The organism is Ureibacillus chungkukjangi, from assembly GCF_003217295.1.
GTDB classification, from domain to species: domain Bacteria; phylum Bacillota; class Bacilli; order Bacillales_A; family Planococcaceae; genus Ureibacillus; species Ureibacillus chungkukjangi.
The window spans coordinates 1-22335 of sequence record NZ_QJTJ01000016.1 but is presented as its reverse complement, the minus strand read 5'-3'; the positions used below and the strand labels follow the sequence as shown (position 1 = coordinate 22335).

The 22335-nt window shown below is 35.2% G+C and carries 23 protein-coding genes and 1 pseudogene; 1 reads left to right on the top strand and 23 read right to left on the bottom strand.

Annotated features, from left to right (window positions below; translation table 11 throughout):
• Positions 1–4 precede the first annotated feature (4 nt).
• The 13 genes and pseudogenes from BJ095_RS12020 to BJ095_RS11960 form a co-directional block, all read right to left on the bottom strand.
• Positions 5–2932 (bottom strand): EAL domain-containing protein, encoded by a 2928-nt coding sequence (locus BJ095_RS12020; RefSeq protein ID WP_215534992.1) that lies wholly within the window; start codon positions 2930–2932, stop codon positions 5–7.
• Positions 2933–3351: 419 nt separating this feature from the next.
• On the bottom strand, positions 3352–3807 hold the full coding sequence (locus BJ095_RS12015) for a DUF2269 family protein (RefSeq protein ID WP_181418055.1): 456 nt from the start codon (positions 3805–3807) through the stop codon (positions 3352–3354).
• Between the two features lie 148 nt (positions 3808–3955).
• Positions 3956–4855, bottom strand: coding sequence for an alpha/beta hydrolase (locus tag BJ095_RS12010; protein ID WP_107936410.1), 900 nt, complete (start codon positions 4853–4855; stop codon positions 3956–3958).
• Between the two features lie 54 nt (positions 4856–4909).
• On the bottom strand, positions 4910–5122 hold the full coding sequence (locus BJ095_RS12005) for a hypothetical protein (protein WP_107936412.1): 213 nt from the start codon (positions 5120–5122) through the stop codon (positions 4910–4912).
• A 107-nt stretch (positions 5123–5229) separates the two neighbouring features.
• Positions 5230–6444, bottom strand: a complete 1215-nt coding sequence (locus BJ095_RS12000) for a CapA family protein (protein WP_107936413.1) — start codon at positions 6442–6444, stop codon at positions 5230–5232.
• 71 nt (positions 6445–6515) lie between these two features.
• Positions 6516–6662 (bottom strand): annotated as a pseudogene (locus BJ095_RS19515) (hypothetical protein); the annotation flags it as partial.
• A gap of 142 nt (positions 6663–6804) precedes the next feature.
• Positions 6805–7269 carry a DinB family protein gene (locus tag BJ095_RS11990; protein ID WP_107936415.1) on the bottom strand — a complete coding sequence of 155 codons (465 nt, stop codon included), beginning with the start codon at positions 7267–7269 and terminating at the stop codon, positions 6805–6807.
• Positions 7270–7328: 59 nt separating this feature from the next.
• A complete protein-coding gene (locus BJ095_RS11985; RefSeq protein ID WP_107936417.1) occupies positions 7329–8321 on the bottom strand; it encodes a M23 family metallopeptidase in 993 nt (330 codons plus the stop codon).
• 82 nt (positions 8322–8403) lie between these two features.
• Positions 8404–8985 carry a hypothetical protein gene (locus tag BJ095_RS11980; RefSeq protein ID WP_107936425.1) on the bottom strand — a complete coding sequence of 194 codons (582 nt, stop codon included), beginning with the start codon at positions 8983–8985 and terminating at the stop codon, positions 8404–8406.
• A 72-nt stretch (positions 8986–9057) separates the two neighbouring features.
• Positions 9058–9252, bottom strand: a complete 195-nt coding sequence (locus BJ095_RS11975) for a nucleic acid-binding protein (protein WP_107936427.1) — start codon at positions 9250–9252, stop codon at positions 9058–9060.
• Between the two features lie 2 nt (positions 9253–9254).
• Entirely contained in the window at positions 9255–9989 is a 735-nt protein-coding gene (locus tag BJ095_RS11970; protein ID WP_107936429.1) for a class I SAM-dependent methyltransferase, read from the bottom strand.
• 119 nt (positions 9990–10108) lie between these two features.
• On the bottom strand, positions 10109–10492 hold the full coding sequence (locus tag BJ095_RS11965; protein WP_107936430.1) for a hypothetical protein: 384 nt from the start codon (positions 10490–10492) through the stop codon (positions 10109–10111).
• 23 nt (positions 10493–10515) lie between these two features.
• Positions 10516–11415 carry a TIGR01777 family oxidoreductase gene (locus tag BJ095_RS11960; protein WP_107936432.1) on the bottom strand — a complete coding sequence of 300 codons (900 nt, stop codon included), beginning with the start codon at positions 11413–11415 and terminating at the stop codon, positions 10516–10518.
• Between the two features lie 176 nt (positions 11416–11591).
• On the opposite strand from BJ095_RS11960, the gene BJ095_RS11955 reads away from it, so the two are divergent.
• Complete coding sequence (locus tag BJ095_RS11955; RefSeq protein ID WP_107936435.1) at positions 11592–12026, top strand: GNAT family N-acetyltransferase; 435 nt, start codon at positions 11592–11594, stop codon at positions 12024–12026.
• A gap of 175 nt (positions 12027–12201) precedes the next feature.
• Here BJ095_RS11955 and BJ095_RS19075 read toward each other — a convergent pair whose 3' ends face one another.
• From BJ095_RS19075 to BJ095_RS11910, 10 genes are all read right to left on the bottom strand, one after another.
• The gene (locus tag BJ095_RS19075; RefSeq protein ID WP_181418054.1) at positions 12202–12363 is read right to left on the bottom strand and encodes a hypothetical protein; all 162 of its coding nucleotides are present in this window, start codon (positions 12361–12363) and stop codon (positions 12202–12204) included.
• A gap of 49 nt (positions 12364–12412) precedes the next feature.
• Entirely contained in the window at positions 12413–13390 is a 978-nt protein-coding gene (locus BJ095_RS11950; protein ID WP_107936437.1) for an agmatinase family protein, read from the bottom strand.
• A gap of 1 nt (position 13391) precedes the next feature.
• Positions 13392–14648 (bottom strand): imidazolonepropionase, encoded by a 1257-nt coding sequence (hutI, locus tag BJ095_RS11945; RefSeq protein WP_107936439.1) that lies wholly within the window; start codon positions 14646–14648, stop codon positions 13392–13394.
• Positions 14648–16324, bottom strand: coding sequence for a urocanate hydratase (gene hutU, locus BJ095_RS11940; protein ID WP_107936441.1), 1677 nt, complete (start codon positions 16322–16324; stop codon positions 14648–14650). The genes hutI and hutU overlap by 1 nt, the downstream gene beginning before the upstream one ends.
• Before the next feature lie 94 nt (positions 16325–16418).
• Entirely contained in the window at positions 16419–17930 is a 1512-nt protein-coding gene (gene hutH, locus BJ095_RS11935) for a histidine ammonia-lyase (RefSeq protein WP_107936443.1), read from the bottom strand.
• A 124-nt stretch (positions 17931–18054) separates the two neighbouring features.
• Entirely contained in the window at positions 18055–18498 is a 444-nt protein-coding gene (gene hutP, locus BJ095_RS11930; protein ID WP_107936445.1) for a hut operon transcriptional regulator HutP, read from the bottom strand.
• 195 nt (positions 18499–18693) lie between these two features.
• Positions 18694–19782: a DUF4179 domain-containing protein gene (locus BJ095_RS11925; RefSeq protein ID WP_107936447.1), complete on the bottom strand. Its 1089-nt coding sequence runs from the start codon at positions 19780–19782 to the stop codon at positions 18694–18696.
• The gene (locus BJ095_RS11920) at positions 19779–20333 is read right to left on the bottom strand and encodes a sigma-70 family RNA polymerase sigma factor (protein WP_107936449.1); all 555 of its coding nucleotides are present in this window, start codon (positions 20331–20333) and stop codon (positions 19779–19781) included. Before BJ095_RS11920 ends, BJ095_RS11925 begins: the two co-directional genes overlap by 4 nt.
• Before the next feature lie 254 nt (positions 20334–20587).
• Positions 20588–21184, bottom strand: coding sequence for a protein kinase (locus BJ095_RS11915; RefSeq protein ID WP_107936451.1), 597 nt, complete (start codon positions 21182–21184; stop codon positions 20588–20590).
• 112 nt (positions 21185–21296) lie between these two features.
• On the bottom strand, positions 21297–22232 hold the full coding sequence (locus tag BJ095_RS11910; protein ID WP_107936453.1) for an LCP family protein: 936 nt from the start codon (positions 22230–22232) through the stop codon (positions 21297–21299).
• Between the last annotated feature and the right edge of the window lie 103 nt (positions 22233–22335).

Sequence of the window (22335 nt, the reverse complement as noted above, 5' to 3'; positions counted from 1 at the left end):
ATTATTAACTTGCACTAGCGGTTATTTTCTTTAAATAATAAAATTTGTCTTCTTTTATTAAATTACTATTGGCTTCAAAAGGATCTTTCTTTAATTCCCTAGAAAATTTCTCTAGGATTTTTAGTAATTCATCTCTTTCATTGTCATCAATCGAAAATTTGACACCATATTCAAAAAATCCATCCTTCGATTCATTTTTCCAAACAATGTAGCCATTTACTACTATTTTAGAATTCACAATCATTGTTTCAAATTGATAGAAAACATCCGAGCGAACAGGAAGCTGCATATTAGAGGTGAATTTTAGACCACCTGGACTGATATTATCAATAATAACTTCTGTTTTACCAAGGTTTACTTTTCTATCCTGGAAAGTTGTCAAAGTCATTTTACTACTTAGAGGGAACAGCAATTCAATTCGATAAAATGCCCTTCTTTCAAATTGTTTGTGATTATCCTCACTATATTGTGGTTTCAGATAAGCTTGTTTCAAAAACGATTGAAATTTATCATCCGGTACAGCTTGACTAAAGAGATACCCTTGTATTTCTTTACAATCTTGTTCCTTTAAAAACTCAAGCTGTTCGATTGTTTCAACACCCTCTGCAACAATATTCATATCCATTCCTTTTGCCATAAAAATAAGGGATTTTATAATCATTTCTACTTTCTCATCCCTATTAATTTTTTGGATAAAGGATCTATCGATTTTAATTGTATCAATCGAAAAATCATTAATATGAGCAAGGGATGAGTAGCCTGTCCCAAAGTCATCTAAAGCAATTTTTATACCAAGCTCTTTTAAAAATTGAATTGCAAACTCTACTTCCTTCTCATGCTCGAACAAGGTTGTTTCAGTGATTTCAAATTCAATCAAGGAAGCGTCTATCTCATACTCGTTTAGAACAGAAAGAATCAGAGTAACCCAATCACTTCTAAGGAATCTTTGGGAAGTGACATTTATAGATACAGGTACAACAGTTAAATGATTCTCTTTCCATTTTGCAATTGTACGGCAAACCTCTTTAAATACCCAGTCACTAATATCATTGATAAAGCCACTTTCTTCTGCAATTGGTATAAACTCTCCTGGAGAGACTAGCCCCCAAACGGGATGCTGCCAACGAATTAATGCTTCAGCACTTAACAATTTACCTGTTTTCGCATCTACACGAGGCTGGAAATGTAGTACTAATTCATTGTTAATAATCGATTTTCTTAAATCTCTTTCCAATTCAAATATTTTAAATGACGAAATATTTAAAGTCGAAGAATAGATATGGTAGTTGTTTTTTCCGTTTTGTTTTGCACGTAGTACAGCTGAGCTAGTATTCTTTAATATTTCCGTCGTTGTATTACCATTTGTCGGACACTCACTAATTCCAATACTAGCTGATAGATATAGCTCAAATTCATTTGCTGCAAAAGGCATACTTAAATGGTTAATAATATTTTTAGCAACAGTTTCAGGATAACAATTATCCTCATATCCCCATAAGATTAACCCGAACTCGTCCCCACCAAGTCTTGAAAACATATAGGAACCCGTCAGTAAATTATCAACTCGCTCACAAAATTGCTTTAAAATAATATCTCCAATCGTGTGACCCAATGTGTTATTGATATTTCTAAAACGATCTAAATCTAAAAACATGACAGTAAATCGCTTATCTTGTTCGATAAGAGCCTCTATTTCTTGGTTAAATAAGAGACTATTTGGTAAATTTGTTAAATTATCATAGAAAGCTAATTGATTAATTTTTTCTTCATAGTTTTTCTGATCAGTAATATTGGTAATAATCCCATCAATTCGGATGACTTTTCCTGCATCATCTAAAACTGGAAGTGTTTTATCTTGAACCCATACAATTTCACCATTTTTATGAAAAATTCGATATTGGATTTCAAAGCCTTCCCCATTCAAAACACCTTGAAATGCATCCATATAAAATGAACGATCTTCTAGATGAATTATTTTTTCCAAGCTTCCTTTTTCGTAAAACATCTCAGTAGGATAACCAAGCATTAACTCAATACCTGGAGTTACTAAAATATATTTTTTCTTTATTGTATCGAAGGATCTTATGCCAAGAGAAAGATTATCATAGATATGTTCGAATCTTTTTTCCGTTTCGAGCAGTTCATTTTCAGCTAGTTTTCGATCTGTAATGTCTTGCGTATTGCAAATTAAACGAACTGGTTTACCATTAAGATTTTTTACCACTGAGATTCTTTCAGATACAAAACGGATAGTATTATCCCTTCGTAGTAAACGATATTCTAAGGAATCTCCTTCACCACTTTCTACTATCTGATTAAAATATTTTAAATATTTTTCACGATCACTTGGATGTACATAAGTTAAACCTTCAGCAATATTAAGTGTGTAATTTTCTTCTATTTCCATACCGCATATGATATAAAGCTGATTCGACCAGAAAATTTCATCTTTTTCAATATCGTAATCCCACGAACCAATATTTCCACAGCTTTGAGCTAATTCTAATTTATCCAATACATTTTGAATTTTCTGTTCGTGCTGTATATATTGAGTTATATCCTTTGCCATACCATAAATCGAAAGCACTTCCATATCTGGTTTCAAATATGGGACAAGTGTAAGACCCACATTCACTTCATGCCCATCCTTATGTTGTACGATTTCAAAGAAACTTTGCGCTTTCCCTTTTGCTACAAGTTTGAATTTCTTTTTTATATTTTCATTAAAAAACAATTCATTAAAATCAGTCACAATTTGTTTATCGGAATATCCGAAAATAGATAGTAATGATTGATTATAGAGATTAACTTTACCATCTAGGTTTAATGTGAAAACAGCATCAGGATGCTGATCAAACAATAAATGAAATATATTTTCATTTGTAAAATATGAGCTATCTGATTCTGTATGTTGTTTTTTATTTTTTTTCATATTAGGTAATAGTGAAAATCCCATCAAAAAATTCCTCCTAGTTCCAAGCTTTTAATTATTATGTTTAACTGTCACCCCCGAACGAATCAGACCTATAGATTACAGTTTGTTTATATTTATAGTATTTGTATTTGATTTAATAGAAATTCTTGTATAAATTCATAATTATCTTGCAGTATATCTAGTCGATTAAATACATGATATCCCTCTGGAGAAAATTTACATATCACCGACAGTTCTTATTTAGATAGGAACCTATTCCTATTTTCTTAAGTATTCGTAATTTTTATACTCCTATTCGTTTTCACTTAACGATTACATTTATTTTTGTAAGATAATGCTTCTGCTTTATATCAGTTATAAGTTATCTTCTTTTTTAATGAAAAAATGCCCCAAAGTTTTATCTTTGGGACATAATCTTAAAAAGGCTTAAAGACCATTAAGAAGACAAGCAGGACAAGTAAGACATATGTTGTGAGGGTTAAGGGCTTGGTCTTTTTAGCGATCTGAATGTATTCACTTGGCAGGTCCTCACTCTTTGATTGCTCAAGGATTTCAAGCATTGATCTCTCATATCTAGGTATTAAGTAGGCGACAATTGGTTGCGTAAGGATGTATAAAACAATTGAAGTTATGTACCAGCCTGTTATGAATAAATAGGGATGAATAAAGCCCATAATGAGACCAGATGTCAATAAAGCAATACTCCCTATCTTTGCCAGTTTTTCCACTTGGGCATTAATCATATGTGCAGTAAAGGCTGTGCGGACGTTACGGGCACTATTCATAATATAAGGAGAAGCAAATGTAGCTCCTAACCCACAAATCGCACCGAGAATATGAATGATTAGTAATAGCTTGAAGAGGATATCCAATATAGTTAGCACACTCCTTCTTAATAGATACTGTATGTATACGTTTTAAAGGAGTGAAAAATTTGTTGAAACTAAAGCTTATTATGTAAAATTAATTACAAATAAAAGGAGCAGCACGAATCCTATATGGAAATCGTACTACTCCTTATTATTCACCTATTAGGAATTCGCTGGTAATGTCATATCCTCGCATATAATCCGGTGACCCAGGGAAATTTTGCATAAAGCCATGAATTCCTCCATCAAATCGTACTAGCTTCACATCAACACCAGCCTCTTTTAATTTTTCTACATATAGCTCCCCTTCATCACATAGAGGATCATACTCTGCTGTAAACAGTAATGTTTTTGGCATTTGTGAGAGGGTTGGCTGGTCAAGAAAAAGTGGTGATTTATAGGGTTGATTTTCATGTTCGGTATGAAGTAAATCAGCTTGACTCTTTGTTATGTCTACACCATATTTTGCATTATACAATGCTCTTGACTGATATTCACTTCCATTTTTTGTGATATCTATATCAAGTATTGGATAATGAAGAACTTGTTTCATTATAGTAAAATCCTTTGTCGCAATTGACTTTAAAGTAACAACGGTTGCTAAATTCCCACCAGCACTAGGTCCTCCTATAGCTACATGCTCTTTGCGCCCACCAAGCTCAGAGGCATTATCGAATACCCATTTTGTTGCAGTGTAGCAATCCTGAAATGCTGCAGGTGCAGGAAACTCTGAGCTTAACCTGTAATCAACAGAAATCACTTTATAGCCGGAAAGCTGGCAAAATAAGCGGCAAGAAACATCATGCGTTTCTATACTGCCATCGATGAATCCACCACCATGAAAAAAAACGAATAGGGGGTAATAATCCATTTTATCATCCGGTGTGTAGATTCTAATGGGGATTTGATGAGTGTGTGTATCTACTGTTAGGTCCTCAACACTAAGCACCTTTGGTCGTTTTTCTAATGGAGGAATTTCTAAAGAAATACCTTTACTTCGCGCTTCAAGATTTTGCTGAAAAAATTGCTCGATATAATGATGTAATGGCATAGGTTAACTCCCTTCGTTTTTAAATGTATAGCTTCCTTCTATCAGTTCATAATATTATTTCTTCTTCCGGTGATATGCAGATACTTGCGTAACCCGTACATTCCGAGTATTTAATTCGTGGTAAATTCCTCTACTATCGGTAAATTCGATGTAGTGATCTCTTTCCTTTCGAATTAACGCCTCTGCTACTTCTTGAGATTCCACATGAATAAACCGTCTTACATAATGCTGCTCGTCAAAAAAATAAGTCACTTTAAATTCTTGCATGCGTTTTTCTCCTAAAGTTTCTTACTACTTAACATATCCAAGTGAAGAGGCACTATGAATAGAAAAACCAAGTTAAAAAGGATAAATCCTTCTAACTTGGCTTATCATTATGTTTCAATAAATTCTATATTTGGAACGTATTGTGACATATGCTTTTTAATTTCATCGTAAACACCCGTAGCATTGGGTAAACTGTCATTTGTTAGTTGGTACATCGGAATAATTTCGAAATCCTTCCAATTGGAAAATTTCACATAGGTTGGTAATAGCTTCGGATTTTTTACCTCGATTAAGGTATTTGCATTACCTACCTTATCATAAGTGATGGTTTTATTGACTTCTAATTCGAGAACTGCTCCAATTTGTCGATAAAGCTTATCTTGCGAAGAAAGGAAATTTCCTAATGAATGAATGACAAAGGTTTGATTTCCTTCGACACCGGTATACCACTTTGCTGGCTGTAATACATGTGGATGATGGGCGAAAATAATATGAACACCATTATCAGCGGCCAGCTGGGCAATTTTCTCCTGATACTCATTTTGGGAACGACTGTATTCATCCCCAATATGTAAATTTAAAACAACAAGATCAGAGATTTCTTTGGCCCGTTGAATGTCTTGAATCATTTTTTCTTCTTCAATATAGCTCACCAGATAATCTTTTCCATCTGGTACCTGTATACCATTTGTGCCATAAGTGTAGCCTAAAAAGGAAAAGGTGATATTATTGACAGTTAAAGTCTTAATTTGCTCTGCTTCCTCTTGACTTGTAGCTGCGCCGACATACTCGATACCTAACTCACGCCAATAGTTGGTTGCGTTTTGGATTGCTTGTTCTCCTCTATCCAATGTATGGTTATTGGCCATATTCACTACATCAACTCCAACAGCTTTTAAAATATCCGCTAATTCGTAAGGGCTGTTAAATTGAGGATAGCTTGAGATGCCAATTTCCTGTCCGCCAACAATACTTTCACTATTTGCAACTGTAATATCAGCTCTTTCTATGTATGGTTTCACTTTTGTAAACATTATAGAAAAATCGTATTGATTATTTCCAATATAAGCTTCTTTGTAAACTGGACTATGAGCTAAAATGTCACCAATTGCCGAGATGGTAGCAGAATAATATTCAGGCTCTTTCGGTTCAGGTTTATCTGCTTCCTCTATAGCTTTGGAGATATTATCTTCTTTGACAGTAGAGGTATCATCATTATCTACTTGATTTTGATTTTGATTTTGATTCGTGAAATTCTTATCAACACATGATACCAGTATCAACAAACCAATTAATAAAAAATACTTCTTAAGAATCGTCATTCACCACCTTTTCTGCTTCTTCTCTTTTAATATACATATTTTATCAAAGATTATACTTTTTACAATTATTTCTAGGGAAAAAGTAATCGTTCAAAAGTTGTAATGAGCTGAAGCATCTTTGGATTTTCAAAGGGATCTACATTTACGAATATTTCAGAAAACCCTTCTTCTCTCGCTAATTTTTCACGAAACTTTATTAATGCTGAACCTACACCATGACCACGAAATTCTTAATGAACAAATAGATCACTTAGCTTTGGAGCTACTCTTTCTTGTTTCTAATTGTGCAAAGGTTTTGAATATCATATTCATTTGATTTTCGAATATTAAATTCCATGAAGATACCTCATCTTTTCTCGGTTATTCAAACATCATTATCTTGGGATCTTTACTATAGCAATGCACAAGCATAGCATGTAACTGACCTCTATGATGGTAAATGTGTGCCATTATTTCTAATAGCCATTCATATCTTGTGTAAGTTATCCCCCAGTAGGCTGTTGTTTGTTCAATAAGCTCTTCATCTGACAAACCCGAGTAATTATCCTTTAATGCTTGAAAGCTTGTAAGAAGTACATCCTTTATTGACTGCAAAGTTGTGTAAGCATTTTCTGAATAAAATGCCGTCATTTGTGACTCTGTTGCCTCATTGGAATTTCGCCAATCAGCTTCACAAATGACTGCTAAATGAGTTAAGAGTTCACCAATAGATTGTTTGTTTGGTGTAGGTCTCTTTTGCAAATCTACGTCTTCTAACTTTTCTATCATTTGTACAATTGTATTAACCGCAATCTCGATTTGATGCAAAATACTTTTATAGTCCATAACACACCTTCAATTAAATAAATTTACAAATACTCAGTGGAAAAATCCATTCATTAGAATCATCTGAAAAATGACAGAAAGAAACGAGGTATTGTAATTAACGCCTCTCCTATAAGTACAAACAGCTCTGCTTTATCAAGGGATGGAGTCCGTTTATCGGCAGTGTTATGAAAGAGAGCACCTTCTCCTACAAAATCTCCTTGAACTGGCTGTACACCGTTTGAAAAGCGGATACTAATCGATTTACATTTTTTTAGATTTGGTGAATTCATTACTTGAAAATGAATATGTGGCTCAGAAGAATGTCCTGAATTCCCACATAATCCAATCACCTGTCCCTGTTTCAATTTATCGCCCTTTTTTACGTTTATAGAATTCTGTTTAAAATGTGCTAATAAGCTATATTCGTTATTTAAATGCTTTAAAATAACATAATTTCCAGCTGGCTCTGAAGCATTCATCACTCCTGGGATATTGTCAGCGACATGATTTACCACTTTCACTACTGTACCAGCATCAGGAGCAACAACCTCTTGATTGAATGCATAGAAATTTTCATTTTGCGATGTACTATCTTTGTAGGTTTGATGTTCCTTCATGATGACTAAATCATAAGCATATCTTTGCGATTTATAGGCGTAGTGATAATTGAGAAATTCGTTATTTCCACCCCAGAAAACAAACCATTCTTTGTTGATAGGCATATTATAGAAGTTTTTTGTATAACGTTTATCACTCTTAGGGAAGGTTAAATAGGGTTTTATTAATAAACGGTGAATAGTATTTGATGAATCAAAAGCAACACAGACAGCCTTTTTTCTATGATTATCTAGCCACAAATACTGTTGTATTAAGCCTAAAGAGGAGCTTTGCAGAAATTGATAGCTTCTTACTTTTCTATTGAAGCTTTGAACCATTTTTTTAAAGTCTGATAGTGTAATTAGCTGCTTAAACTCTATGCTGCATTGGTTATAGATTAATTCTGGATTTCCATGTAAAAAAACATGCCCAAAATTTTCTGGAGTTACAAAATCTAGTGAAGAGCTGCCCATCAATATCCCCCTTAAACCCTCATCTTTTTAACACTATTTTACCATTTTTTACTATCTGTTTCAAAGATGCTCTTAGGAAACTTCATGATAAACATCCCTTTAAATTAGAGGCTAGCTCTTCCTGATAAAATATAATTTCTTCAATAGAAACAGTTGCAAAATAAGGATGGAAGTTACTATTCGACAAAATACACTTATCAAAGATTAGATTTATTTTCAAACCTTTACTAGGAATAATTTTCTTTTTCTTTAAGTAAGTACTTAATGCCTCATACAAGCTATTAGTCCTTTCATATACATGCATTTCGATAGAGCTTTGTCCTGCAGTACTTCTCCACCAAACTTGAAAGGCTTTATAGATGTCATTATATTTATTGAAGCTTTCTGGAGTCTGTTCAAACAATCTATTATAGATCAACTCGTTTTCTTCATAAAAAATGACCAAATCGTGATCATTTTTCATAATCCTGTGCGATATCTCATCAAATAAGTCATTAAATTGCAATTCAAAATCTTTCTTAAATGAAATTTTCGATGGTATATAGGGATGCTTATAAAAATAATCCTCTTCAGTATTTTTTTGGTTGAGGTAAATATTTTGAATATAGATTAAAAAATTAAACGTATATGGGGGATCTAATGCTATTCCAAATGAATTGACCATAGTGGTACCTCCTATTTCCATGCCTTTTATGAAACAGTTCAAAATCAAATCTTTTAATTAATTGACTGACTTTTAAATGAATTCTTTATAATTATCGATATAGAATGCAACATATCCACAACTTGGGCATACTGCTGCCTTTGTTTTTTCGGAAACATTATTAAACAATCCTTTTTTCTTTTTAATTATTTTCACTCCATACAAGCCACCCTCGACATTTACTTCGCAATTTTTAATCAATTCACTTTGACAATGGTTACAATTCAAAATTATCCACCTTTCATTTCAAAATAATTGTTTTTCTGATATTGAAATAATCCAACTAATAATCCTGAAATACCAAAGACTTTATCTGGTTGTTCCACGATTTTCATTTTCCTAATTTCAATTTCTTTAAAATCCTGAAATATAGATCTTAATCTTTCTTCTGTGTATCCTAATCCCCCCTGTAGACTTCGTAATCTATAAACCTCCCAGTCAGAGATAGCAGATCCTCCTACTGCCCCACCCTGTTCAAAACAGCTGATAGCAAAATAACCATTTGGTTTTAATGCTTTTTTTACTAGCTCAAGATAACCAATTCTTCTGTGTGGTGCAATATGATGAAAGCAACCTGAGTCATATACGATGTCATAGCTGCTTTCAACAATATCTAAATCGAATATATTTTCATGTATAAAATTGACCTTCACATTCTGCTCAAAAGCACGTTCCTCAGCCCATTTTATAGATTCTTTTGATATATCAACTGCATCAACATGACAACCTTTATGAGCAAAATAAATTGCGTTTCTCCCAGGACCACAACCCAATTCCAGAACATCTCCTTGTTGAAATATCTCTTTTTCAAAGCATTCAACTAAATTTTCATCTGGAAAATTAACAAAAAACGGGATGCTTTTATTACGCTTTGAATAAAAGCTATCCCAAAAATCTGTTGGATCACGTAACAATGAATCGAGCATTTCCAGTAATTCTTCAAAATTATGAATAGTCTCCTTCACCCTAGTTCCTCCAATTTTGAATAGTCTAACCATATTTTACCTCATTTTTCCATTTTCTACTATATTTTAAGAAGTAAAGAAGTTCATAAAAAAAGATTTGCCTCAGCTAGAGAACAAACCTATTTCTGGTTAAAATCATCGGGAATTTGTGCTATTGAATAATTACCTGTCCATTTTTCAGTAGTAACTATCAATCTTTCACCTAGTTTCTCAAAAAAGAGCCCGCTACCATCTTTATTAGTAAATTTCCACCCACTTTGACTTACCTTATCCTTGATAATTTCATCAACTGCCATTTGATTCTGGCTGTTAATAATGAACCATTCATAACCTTTTTCAGCGGTTAGCGATACAATGGGGCTACTTGAGCTATTCAATATATTAAGCACTTCTCTTTTACTTACATTTTCGATTGGGAGTGGTGGATAGTAAAATTTATTGGAGTATACAAAGATTGCAATAATTAAAATCAACAAACAGTGAATAAATGATTTTTTTGTCAATAAAACAACCTCCAACTAAACAATTAACCTAATAAATCTTTCAAAGCTTTTTCAAGGGTTGGGAAACTAAATTCAAATCCTTCTTTGAGCAGAACTTTAGGTAATACTTTTTGTCCCTCAAGGACTAGTTTACTTTTTTGTCCAAGTGCCACTTTCATAAGTAAAGATGGTGCTGGAAACCAATGAGGACGACTTAAAACTACTCCAATTGTTTTACCGAAATCCCTCATATTTACAGGGTTTGGCGATGTAATATTCACAGGTCCATTCAAGTTATTGTTTTTCACAGCAAACGCTATTGCTCTTACTACATCTGCTACATGAATCCAAGAAACCCACTGTTTACCTGATCCAACTGTCCCCCCGGCAAATAGCTTATATGGTAAAACCATTAATGGAAGTGCACCACCGTCATCACCGAGTACCACCCCAAAACGCATAAAGACTGTTCTCGTCCCATACTGACCCACTAGTTTCGCTTTTTTCTCCCAATCATCTACAGTCCTACCTAGAAAATCGTTAGGTGTGTAAATGGAAGCTTCAGTATATTCATTATCTAATGAGACTGGATAAATTCCGATGGCACTAGCATTGATAAAAACAGCTGGCTTTTTGGGTAATTTGCTGATGATTCTGAGTAACTCGTCCGTAGCCTCCATCCGACTATCATATATCTGCTTTTGGTGCTTTTCTGACCATCTGCCATCGTTTATGGAGACCCCAGCTAAGTTGATAAAAACATCTATATTTTCTAACTCTTTCTCAGGTGTAGCCCCATTGTTCAGCCATTTTACATATGAAACATCTTTTGCTGTAGATTTTTCCTTTCTTGTTAGGATACTCACTTCATGTCCTTCACTAATAAAAAGATTAGATAGTTTATTGCCAATAAAACCAGAGCCGCCAGCAATAACGATTTTCATTAGATCACCCCTTTATAAGAACTTAATTATGATAAGATAGTTTCTAATCACAATTTTAAGCGTTAAATTCATTTGTATATATTTTAACAGATGGAAATAAATTCTATATTAACCTATACTTATATTAGATTTTTAAAATTCTGTCAATCTATTTTTTTATAACGAAGGAGAAGACAATGTCGATAGCTACTACAATTATAAGAATCACAGAAAGAGCTGCTTTGATTAAAAGCTTTGAGATTATGAAAGAATTACGAACAGATCTAACACTTGAATCGTATCTTGAATTATATGAAGTTATGGAGCAAGAGGGCTACGAGCTATATGCACTATATAATGATAGAGAAATTCAAGCATTAGCAGGAGTTGCTATTAAAACAAATTTCTATAACAAAAAGCATCTATGGGTATATGATTTAGTAACAAGCTCTGCATCTAGATCATCTGGCTATGGTAAAGAGTTGATGCTATTTTTATCTGATTATGCTTCAGAGAATAATTGTGTGTATATTGCATTGGAGTCAGGTCTTCAGAGATTGGATGCACATAGATTTTATGAGGGGAAATTTGCATTTGAAAAGTTTTGTTATTCTTTCCGAAAAAGTTTATAAATAAAGTGAAAGACATAACAGAGTGGCTTTTGAACCCACCCATTGTTATGTCTTCTTAATTTTGTATTGCGTATTATCATGTAAGCTAATTAGACTTTGCTACTAATTGAATCTTATTTCAGTGCTTTGGAATATAACAGGAAAATTTACTGTTAAATTTGAAAATCTCCTTATTTTACTCAAAATAAAGGAAATTTTTTCTGTTATAATGCCAAAATCCTTTTATTTTACCTAATTTTGAGCAGTTAGCCAGAATATTTCCCCATATTTCAACCTTTTTAGCTCTGTAATCTAAAATAACCGAAATATTTCCTTTTATTTCTTTTGCAACTTCCACGAAGACTACGCTCAATACTAGAAACCAATCAATAGTCCGCTCACTTAAGCTATTTAATCTGTAAGATACGGCCAGTCACAAATTGTAACCATGCATATACCCCGCTCTTAACTGTCTGACCAACCGCCGAGTCCTTGCTAGGGTCTAGACATACAAAATCAATATGCAAAACATCCGGATGCTTTCCGATTTCTAGCAAACTATCAAACAGTTCAATCGTTGTCATACCGCCTGGAGTGGATGCCGGTACACCTGGTGCTACCGATATATCAAGCACATCCATATCAATTGTTACGTAGATGCGATCGACCTTTGAGGACAAACGCACGAGTGCTTCTTGGATAGTATTGATCAACCCAGCTTTTCGTGCATTCTTTAAAGTAACCATTTGAATATTATGTTCGTTCGCATAGTCAATCAGCGGCTTTGCATTAAAGTAGCCATGTAAACCGATATTGATGACGTTTTCCCCTTTAACAATATTCCCATCAATTAATTGCCGTATTGGTGTACCATTTGCAGGACCCAATTCTTTTGGATCTCTTACATCAAGATGTGTATCAAGCTGAAGGATTCCTATGGTTTCCTCTTTAAAAGCTTCTTTAATGCCGCGAACTGCACATGCTGTTGTTGAATGGTCACCGCCAATCATACAGGTTGTTGTGTTAGGAAAGTGTTCTACTAAATATTGAGTTGACTTTTGAATTCTTTGATGAGATAAAAGAATATCAGTCGTATGCATCAATACGTCTCCAGCATCAGCTACTTTGTATGGAGATAAGTCAACAGTTTCGTCCAAATTATACGTAGCGAAACCTTTCCAGCCTCGTCGAAACTCTGATGGGTATAAGGAAGCTCCTGACACACTAATCGATGATCTAGAAATAGGGGCACCGTAAAGAATCATATCAGGTAAAGTTTTTATATTATTTAGCTGATGCACCCACTGATGTACATAAACAGGGGCACTTCCATCTGAAGAATAATTCCAAGTCCACTCTGGTACTTGCAGCCAATGCTCACTCATATTACACGACCTTTACACCTTTTTTCCATACGGCTTTCACATGATTTACACCAAATAAATATTGCAGCTCCTGATAGCTTTTCGTATTCCAAATTACGAAATCAGCTTGTTTGCCGACTTCTAAAGAGCCCACTTGATTCTGCCGATTGATGGCACAAGCCGCGTTATAAGTAGCTGCTGTCAAGCTTTCGGCCGGAGTAAGACGCATAGAAATACAAGCTAAGTTCATAACAAGTGGCATGGATGTTGTTGGTGATGAGCCTGGATTGCAATCTGTCGAAATCGCTACAGGTACACCTAAGTCGATCATTTTTCTTCCTTGGGCTGCTTCTTCTCGTAAATACAAGGCAGTTGCTGGAAGTAGACACGCGATTGTTCCAGATTTGGCCATCGCTTTGATTCCTTCCTCTGACGCTTTTAGTAAATGCTCTGCAGAAATGGCTCCGATTTTTGCAGCTAACTCTGCTCCTCCATACGGCTCGATTTCATCTGCATGAATTTTCGGGATTAGTCCTAATCGTTTCCCTGCCTCTAAAATCTGCTCAGATTGTTCTGGTGTATAAACACCCTTTTCACAAAATACATCGTTAAACTCTGCCAGATTTTCCTCAGCTATTAACGGTAGCATGTCTTCAATCAAATGTTTCACAAACTCATCTTCACGTCCCTTATATTCAGGTGGAACGGCATGTGCTCCCATAAAAGTCGGAACGATGTCTATCATATGCTGCTCCTGTAGCTTTTTCATCACTCGCAATTGCTTGAGCTCTGTTTCAAGATTCATCCCATACCCACTTTTTCCTTCGATAGTGGTTACACCATGTGCTAGAAAGGAATCGAGACGCCGTGTTGTTTGCTCGATAAGCTCAGTTTCTGTTGCTTCTCTTGTGAAACGAGCTGTCGCATGAATTCCTCCACCAGCATTCATAATGTCCATATAGGTAGCACCCTGCAGCCGCATTTCAAATTCATGCTCCCGGCTTCCCCCATATACGACATGTGTATGAGGATCGACTAAACCGGGAGTGACTAAATGGTCTGTAGCATTAATAATCTCGGCTAAATGCAGCTTATCTGAATAGCGTTTTTCAAGCTCCTCCGTTGTCCCGACAGCTTGAATGATTCCAGCCTCTATCCATAAGCTACCATCCTCTATTAAACCTAAATCTGACATCGCCTCTTTAGCTCGTGGTCCTGATACTTCTGAAGCAAGTGTTGCCAATTGTTTTGCATGCTTTATCCAAATAGGCTTAGTCATTAGTGATCGGCTCCTTTATCAAGCATTGGCATCTTGATCCCTTTTTCACGAGCAGTTTTCTTTGCGAGATCATAGCCTGCATCCGCATGACGGACCACACCCATTCCTGGATCTGTTGTTAATACGCGCTCAATACGTACCTCCGCTTCCTTCGTACCATCCGCAACAATCACTACTCCGGCATGTAAGGAGTAGCCCATTCCTACCCCGCCACCGTGATGTACTGAAACCCATGTAGCACCACCAACTGCATTTAACATGGCATTTAAGATTGGCCAATCTGCTACAACATCTGACCCGTCCTTCATCGCTTCTGTTTCACGATTAGGTGAAGCTACAGATCCAGAATCTAAATGGTCCCGACCGATTACGATAGGTGCTTTTAATTCACCACTTGCTACCATATCATTTATAATTTTTCCAAAACGAGCCCGTTCGCCATATCCTAACCAACAAATGCGCGAAGGAAGGCCTTGGAATTGTATTTTTTCTTGTGCCATACGTATCCAGTTACATAAATGCTCGTTGTCACTAAATTCACGTAAAATCGCTTCATCTGTTTTATAAATATCCTCTGGATCACCTGACAACGCTACCCAACGGAATGGTCCTTTTCCTTCACAAAATTGTGGACGAATAAAGGCTGGAACAAATCCAGGGAAATCGAATGCATTTTCTACGCCTTCATCTTTAGCTACTTGGCGAATATTGTTCCCATAGTCAAAGGTAATGGCTCCTTTATCCATCATTTCAAGCATTGCTTTTACATGGGTTGCCATAGCTGCTTTCGAAAGCTTTACGTATTGTTGCGGGTTCGAGCTTCGTAAATCTGCTGCGACTTCAAGTGACATCCCTGAAGGAACATAACCATTCAGTGGATCATGGGCAGAGGTTTGATCTGTTAATACATCCGGAATGAAGTTTCTTGCAATCATTTCAGGTAGAATATCGGAGGCATTTCCTAATAAACCAATAGATAATGCCTTCCCATCCTTCTTCGCTTCTTCAGCCAACTGAATCGCTTCATCTAACTTATAAGCCTTTACATCTGTGTAGCGAGTTTCTATTCGGCGGTCAATTCTTGTTTCATCAACCTCGATTGCAATACACACGCCACCATTCATTGTTACAGCAAGTGGCTGAGCACCACCCATTCCACCTAGACCAGCAGTAACAGTGACTGTACCTTTAAGAGAATTGTTGAAATGCTGCTTCGCTAACTCCGCAAATGTTTCATAAGTACCCTGGACGATTCCTTGTGAGCCAATATAGATCCAGCTCCCTGCTGTCATTTGTCCATACATCATCAAGCCTTTTTTATCAAGCTCATGGAAGGTTTCCCAGTTTGCATAAGCAGGAACAATATTAGAATTTGCTAGTAGCACACGTGGAGCATCAGTATGTGTTCTAAAAATTGCAACTGGTTTCCCTGATTGTACAAGAAGCGTTTCATCACTTTCTAGCTCTTTAAGTGATTTGACAATCGCATCAAAAGACTCCCAGTTTCGCGCAGCTTTGCCAATTCCACCATAAACAACTAAATCCTCTGGTCTTTCAGCTACATCTGGATCTAGATTATTCATCAGCATACGGAGCACGGCCTCTTGCTGCCAGCCCTTTGTATTTAGTTTTGTACCTTCTAAACGTGTAATTTTATTGTTTGTTTCAGCTTGCATAGTTATTAACCTCCTAGTTAGGATCCTTAAATCCTATAATGATGACGCCTTATATTTGTTTCCCTTACGAATCTATTTGCCAATGAATTTATCTCTAAGTTAAAGCTTTATATTTATTAAATTGAAAGCTACCAACCTTTAACCAGTCATTCATGGCCTCGATATCCTTGGAAAATACACGATCTGCATTAATATATGAAACAATTTTTCTAGCATTCTCTAATAATTCCTTTGTTGCTTTAGCCATCTTATCTTTCCCTCGTATTTCTGCAGCCTGTATAGCGCAAATGGCTTCAATTGCTAACACTCGACGGGTATTCGTAATAACTAAATACGCGTGTCTTGCTCCAATCGTCCCCATACTGACATGATCCTCTTGGTTCGCTGAAGAAGGGATAGAGTCAACACTTGCTGGATGTGCCAAGGTTTTATTTTCAGATACAAGTGATGCAGCAACATACTGCATTATCATTGCACCTGATTGTAAGCCTGGTTCTGGACTTAAGAACGGTGGCAAATCATTTAGTTGCGGATTTACAAGTCGTTCTATCCGGCGCTCTGATATATTTGCTAATTCGCTCATTGCAATAGCTAGAAAATCCATAGCAAATGCAATCGGTTGACCGTGAAAATTACCACCTGATAAGACTTTCTCACCGTTATCAAAAATTAATGGATTATCAGTAGCTGCATTCATTTCGATTTCTAATTTTTCTTTTACATAGTTTAATGCCTGCCATGTAGCACCATGTACTTGTGGAATACAACGAATTGAATAGGCATCCTGTACACGAAGCTCTCCTTGTCTAGTTATTAAAGTGCTATCTGACAAGTAGCCTCGAATACGTTCTGCCACTTCTACTTGTTCTTTATAGCCGCGTGCTAAATGAATATCTTCGTCAAATGCATCAATAATCCCCCGTAATCCTTCCATAGTGACGGACGCAATTAGCTCGGATTGGTATGCTAATTTTTCTGCCTCCATGTAAGCAACTACTCCCATTGCCGTCATCGCTTGGGTACCATTAATAAGAGCCAAGCCCTCTTTTGCTGTTAATGTTATTGGGGAGATTGCTTCTTTCTTTAATGCATGTATTGCTGGTGTTTTCACGCCTTTATAGAAGACTTCTCCTTCACCAATCAGCACTAATGCCAAATGGGAAAGCGGGGCTAAATCTCCACTTGCACCAAGTGAACCCTGCTGAGGAATTATAGGATGTATCCCAGCGTTTAATAGCTCTAGCAATCTCTCAATCACAATAGGACGAACCCCGGAAAAGCCCTTTAATAAGGCATTTGCCCGAAGGAGAAGCATCGCACGTGATACGACCTCTGGAAAAGGCTCTCCTACACCGCAAGCATGTGAACGAATTAAATTTAGCTGCAGTGCTTCAACGTGATTTTTGTCGATAAGCACATCACTAAATTTCCCAAAACCTGTTGTAATACCGTAGACTATTCTTTCTTCCGAAACGATTTTTTCGACAGCTTTCCGACTTTCTTGGACCTTTTTCATGCTGTCCTCAGAATAAATTACTTTTTCTTCTTCAAATAAAACTTTTTGTACGTCTGTAAAAGTAAGTGACTGACCGTTTAATGTAACCATCTAGGTGTCTCCCTTCAAATTCCTTCAGTGAAATAAAAGCTCAATAGAAAAGGGGCTATATCAAAAAAATCACTAAAAATGATTTCTTGATATAGCCCCCTATTTACTAAATACTATGGGCTTATTATATGTGATTAATGCCTAAGCCAATTGTTTCATGCTCAGATCCTTTTACTGGTGCTCCAATTGTTCCGTATAAGGATACAGCAACCCATTCTCCCTCTTGCTCATTTTCATATGGATTTCCACGTAAAACCGCAAAAGATAAACCGACTGTTCTTAATACAGATCCTATTTGCACCTGACCTCTCGTAATCCCGCTCAAGGCTTCTATTATCGCATGGTACAATGCGTGGGATTCTCGGTAAAGGTCCGGATTTATAACACCATTTTTCTTGGCTGCCGTTTCAATTGCTGCTACTACCTTATGTGCATCCATCGATCCAACTTTTCCTGTACAGCTCTTCCAATTCAACTGCTCTAGCATATCCAGTTGATCTTTTGGATTCTCAGAAAGCAAAAGTAAGATAGCGTTTTTACCAATACGACGATCTTTACTTAATGCCATATTAACAACTCATTTCATCTTTCAAAATCAAGTAGAATAACTAACTGAATACTCTAATGTCTATTAACTAATTTAATTGTAAACGCTTCAAAATTGAGTGTCAACGTAATTTTTGTAAATTTAGCAAAAATTAGATAATTAAGCCCTCTGTAGGTTATAACTTATTTTAGTAAATTCTTCTTTAGATTACGATTACTATTTTATAGGAATCGTAATCGGTTCGATTGAATATGGGTCAAATGTAGTAGCTAGTTGTCCCTCACTTGTTATCATTTTATAAACATTTACCGTCGGAGTTATTATTAAAGCTGTTGCTTGCTTGTCTAAATTTTTAATAGTAATTCGAGGTTCACTTCTCATTCTTTCAAAATCTGTACTATGCCCCACTCCATTATATTGAACCAAATCATAGGAATTTCCCAAATTATCAGTCACCTGATAGTCGAATCCAATACTTCGCCATTTCTCGTCCTCTTTAGCTACCATTCTCACGTCGACTTTTTCAGATAAATAAATTGTTGTAGAAATAGGTGTCTCCGTCATTTGTATTGCATTTATTTCTATACCATTAACTTCTGTTTTTAGATCTTCTTTTGCTAGCTCTCGTTTCTTGCTTTCAAGTGCAGTTATCTTAAATTTAAAATTCCAGTCGCCTGATGTTGAATTATTAGCATTATTTAAATCAACAATTTCACCTGCTTCTAATGTTATAAGAAGCTCCTCTGGTCTTGGGTTCCGTAACAATTCATATATATAAATGACAGCGTATTCGTTATCATTTAATTTTTCTACTATATAGTGGGTGGAGTAGTAACCATTTTTGATTGTATTTTTAAGCTCTTCGGCAATTAGATTAATCGAAAGTGCAGGTCTTTCTCCCAAATCCTTTTCACTTCTCAGGGTGTAAGCAATCGTTATGTTCTCTCCATCATATACAGCATCTGTGACTGTTACTTCCACTCCATTACTTTCACGCGTTATACCTATAGTAGAAGAATGGTCATTATATTTTTCAAACATAGAATCATTGTCATCATTAAATAGTTCAAATACATTCCCGATAATTGGAATGTTTGCTGCAAAGGCTGGGAATCCCATACCAATTGTAATAGTTGAGGCAACCAAGAAAGTAGCTGCTGCCACAAAGTCTCTTGTATAATGATTTTTCTTTTTTTCCTTTAATATATTTCGTTTAATTCGCTCTTTTTCAATTTCGCTGACTTCCATGGGTTCTATTTCAAATCCTATATTTAAGCGGTTTAATTGTTTATATACCTTTTTCATGTCAAAATCCCTCCTAAATACATCTGATGTAGCCGTTTCTTTCCGCGATATAACCGATTATCAATAGCAGCCTTAGTCATTCCAAGATGCAATGCAATCTCATCATTCTTCATATTAAGAAAGTATTTCATAGTAAAGATATATCGATCTAATTGGTCCAATTTACTCATCATTATTAGCAGCTCTTTTGTAGAAGTCTTTATCAAAAATTCTTCCTCAGCAGATTTTACAGGGTTACTCGTACCATCCAATTCAGATGGCTGTGGTACCTTGTGTAATTTTCTTTGTATGTCAATTGCTTTAAATTTAGCTATTGTACAAATCCACTTTCTAAAATCCTCTTCATTTCCCTTGAATTGCTTGGCATTTTCATAAGCTCCCATAAAAGTATCACTGATACATTCTTCAATAATTTGAGGATCATTATAATTTTTCAGACTATTATGTATCACGGCTTTTACTAGGCCAGCATAATTTTCTAGAATAAAATCTAATGCCTCTTCTCTTCCTTTCTTTAAATGCTTTATAAAATTCTCACTTGTAATTATCATACAAACACCCTTTCTTAAGCTGTAAATCCTTTACACTTAATACATCGCTTAAAGAAGACTTTATTCTCATAAAAAAATTTAATATGTATAATGATAATTCCATTTTAATTTAAAAAAGGAATTTAAAGTTAAAATAAAAATCCTACTCAATTTTGTAAACGTAACAAAATGAGTAGGAAACATTTTTAATAAGGAATCAATTCAATCACTTTACTAGCCATATATATAGCTTCTCCAAATATAAATTCGTTCTTTTACTCCTTCCCACAGTGATAGCATCTTTTATCCATATCCTGGTCGCCATACATTCGAAGCTCTTTCTCATCACCACAATTACTACATATGTCAAATTCTATTTGAGGTATAATTCCAGCTTCAGCTTGTGGTATCCATTCTTTTTCGTAAACGCTTTTACTCATTCCATAGTCGATGAATGTTAGCTTTCCATTCGAATTCAATCCGTAATTACCACTATCCTTCAAGTCAAAGCTATCGAACTCTGAATCTAATAGTTGTATGATTTTGTGATAGGCTTCTGGAATGTAATTTGCATGCTTTTGAGTGTCAATTTCGTAGCTCTGGTTATTTTCTAATTCTAAAGGGCGGTAAAACCTTTGTATGGAAATTGAGTTATTTACATAAAAGGGCTGGGCAAATAAATGATTATAGCCTCTTTCTTTCATATGGACATATTTTTCAACTTCTCTTATTGATTGTTTATAGCCAATTGGATGTATATGTACTTTAATCACATAATCATTTACTTTATAGGCTTTTCGAGTTGAACCGATTCCAATAAAATTTTCAGGTATACAAAATTCTTTCCATCGTGCAATTAGTTCATGAATCAATTCAACTCAGCTCCTTATCATATTATCATTTGTAAATATTATACATTTTTTGATAGTTTATAAAATAAAACCGCGAAATCCTCTTAGGACTTCGCGGTAATTACTCAGCACTTTATTCATTGACTGTTAAAGTTTCATTGAAAAATTTTGATAGTACTTCTTGATTTTTAGGGAAATCTAATTCCAGTACCGCTCCAGCATGAGGTGTTTCTTTATTGGTGTATCCGTCAGTTACGGGAATTCTAAGGGTGTCGATTTCTTCACTTGGATGAAGAAAAATATTCGAACATAATGTAAACATTTGGCTGAAGGTTAAATCTGTTTCCACATTATTTACGACCATATCCACAAAGTCAGGTATATGTGTAACACCGTCTAAAGAGCTAATTTTTTCATTGATCTCGTTCTTTAATTGGAGTAAGACCTCCTGCTGACGATTGACCCGACCAAAATCACTTAAATCATCATGACGAAATCTGACATATTTCAGAAGATCCTCCCCATGAAGAATATTCTCACCAACCTCCATGTCAAAATTCATGTCATTAATCATTTCTGAGCTAACATTTACTTTTAAACCATCCGGAACCAGTGTATCTATCATGGTAGCAAATCCATGAAAGTCGACTGTGATCGTATAATCAATATTTACACTAAAATTATTTTGAAGTGTTTCTTTTAAAAGCTCTTCCCCACCTAAAAAGTGAGAAAGATTTAATTTTCCATACTTTTGTTTATATCCAGGGATTTCAACATAAGAATCCCTCATCACTGAGGCAACCTTTATTGTTCGATTCTCAGCAGAATATTGCACAATCATAATACTATCAGCTCGCGATTCTTCTTCATCTCTTGAATCTACACCTACGACAAGAAAATGTATCGGCTTATCCATTAATTTATTCTTAAAAAAGTCTAAAGGATTATTGACTTTATGCTCCGTAGACTTTTTATATTGTTCACCAGACTGTTCTAAAGGAGATTGTTGACAACTAATTAACAAGAAAACACTAACTAAAATGAAAAAATGCCAGACTAACCTTTTCACTTAACCCACTCCCTCTATAAATGTTGATATATCAACGGTTTAACCCGTTTTTATCAATTCATAAAATTATTTTTTATAGATTTATATTTTAGTATTTTACAGT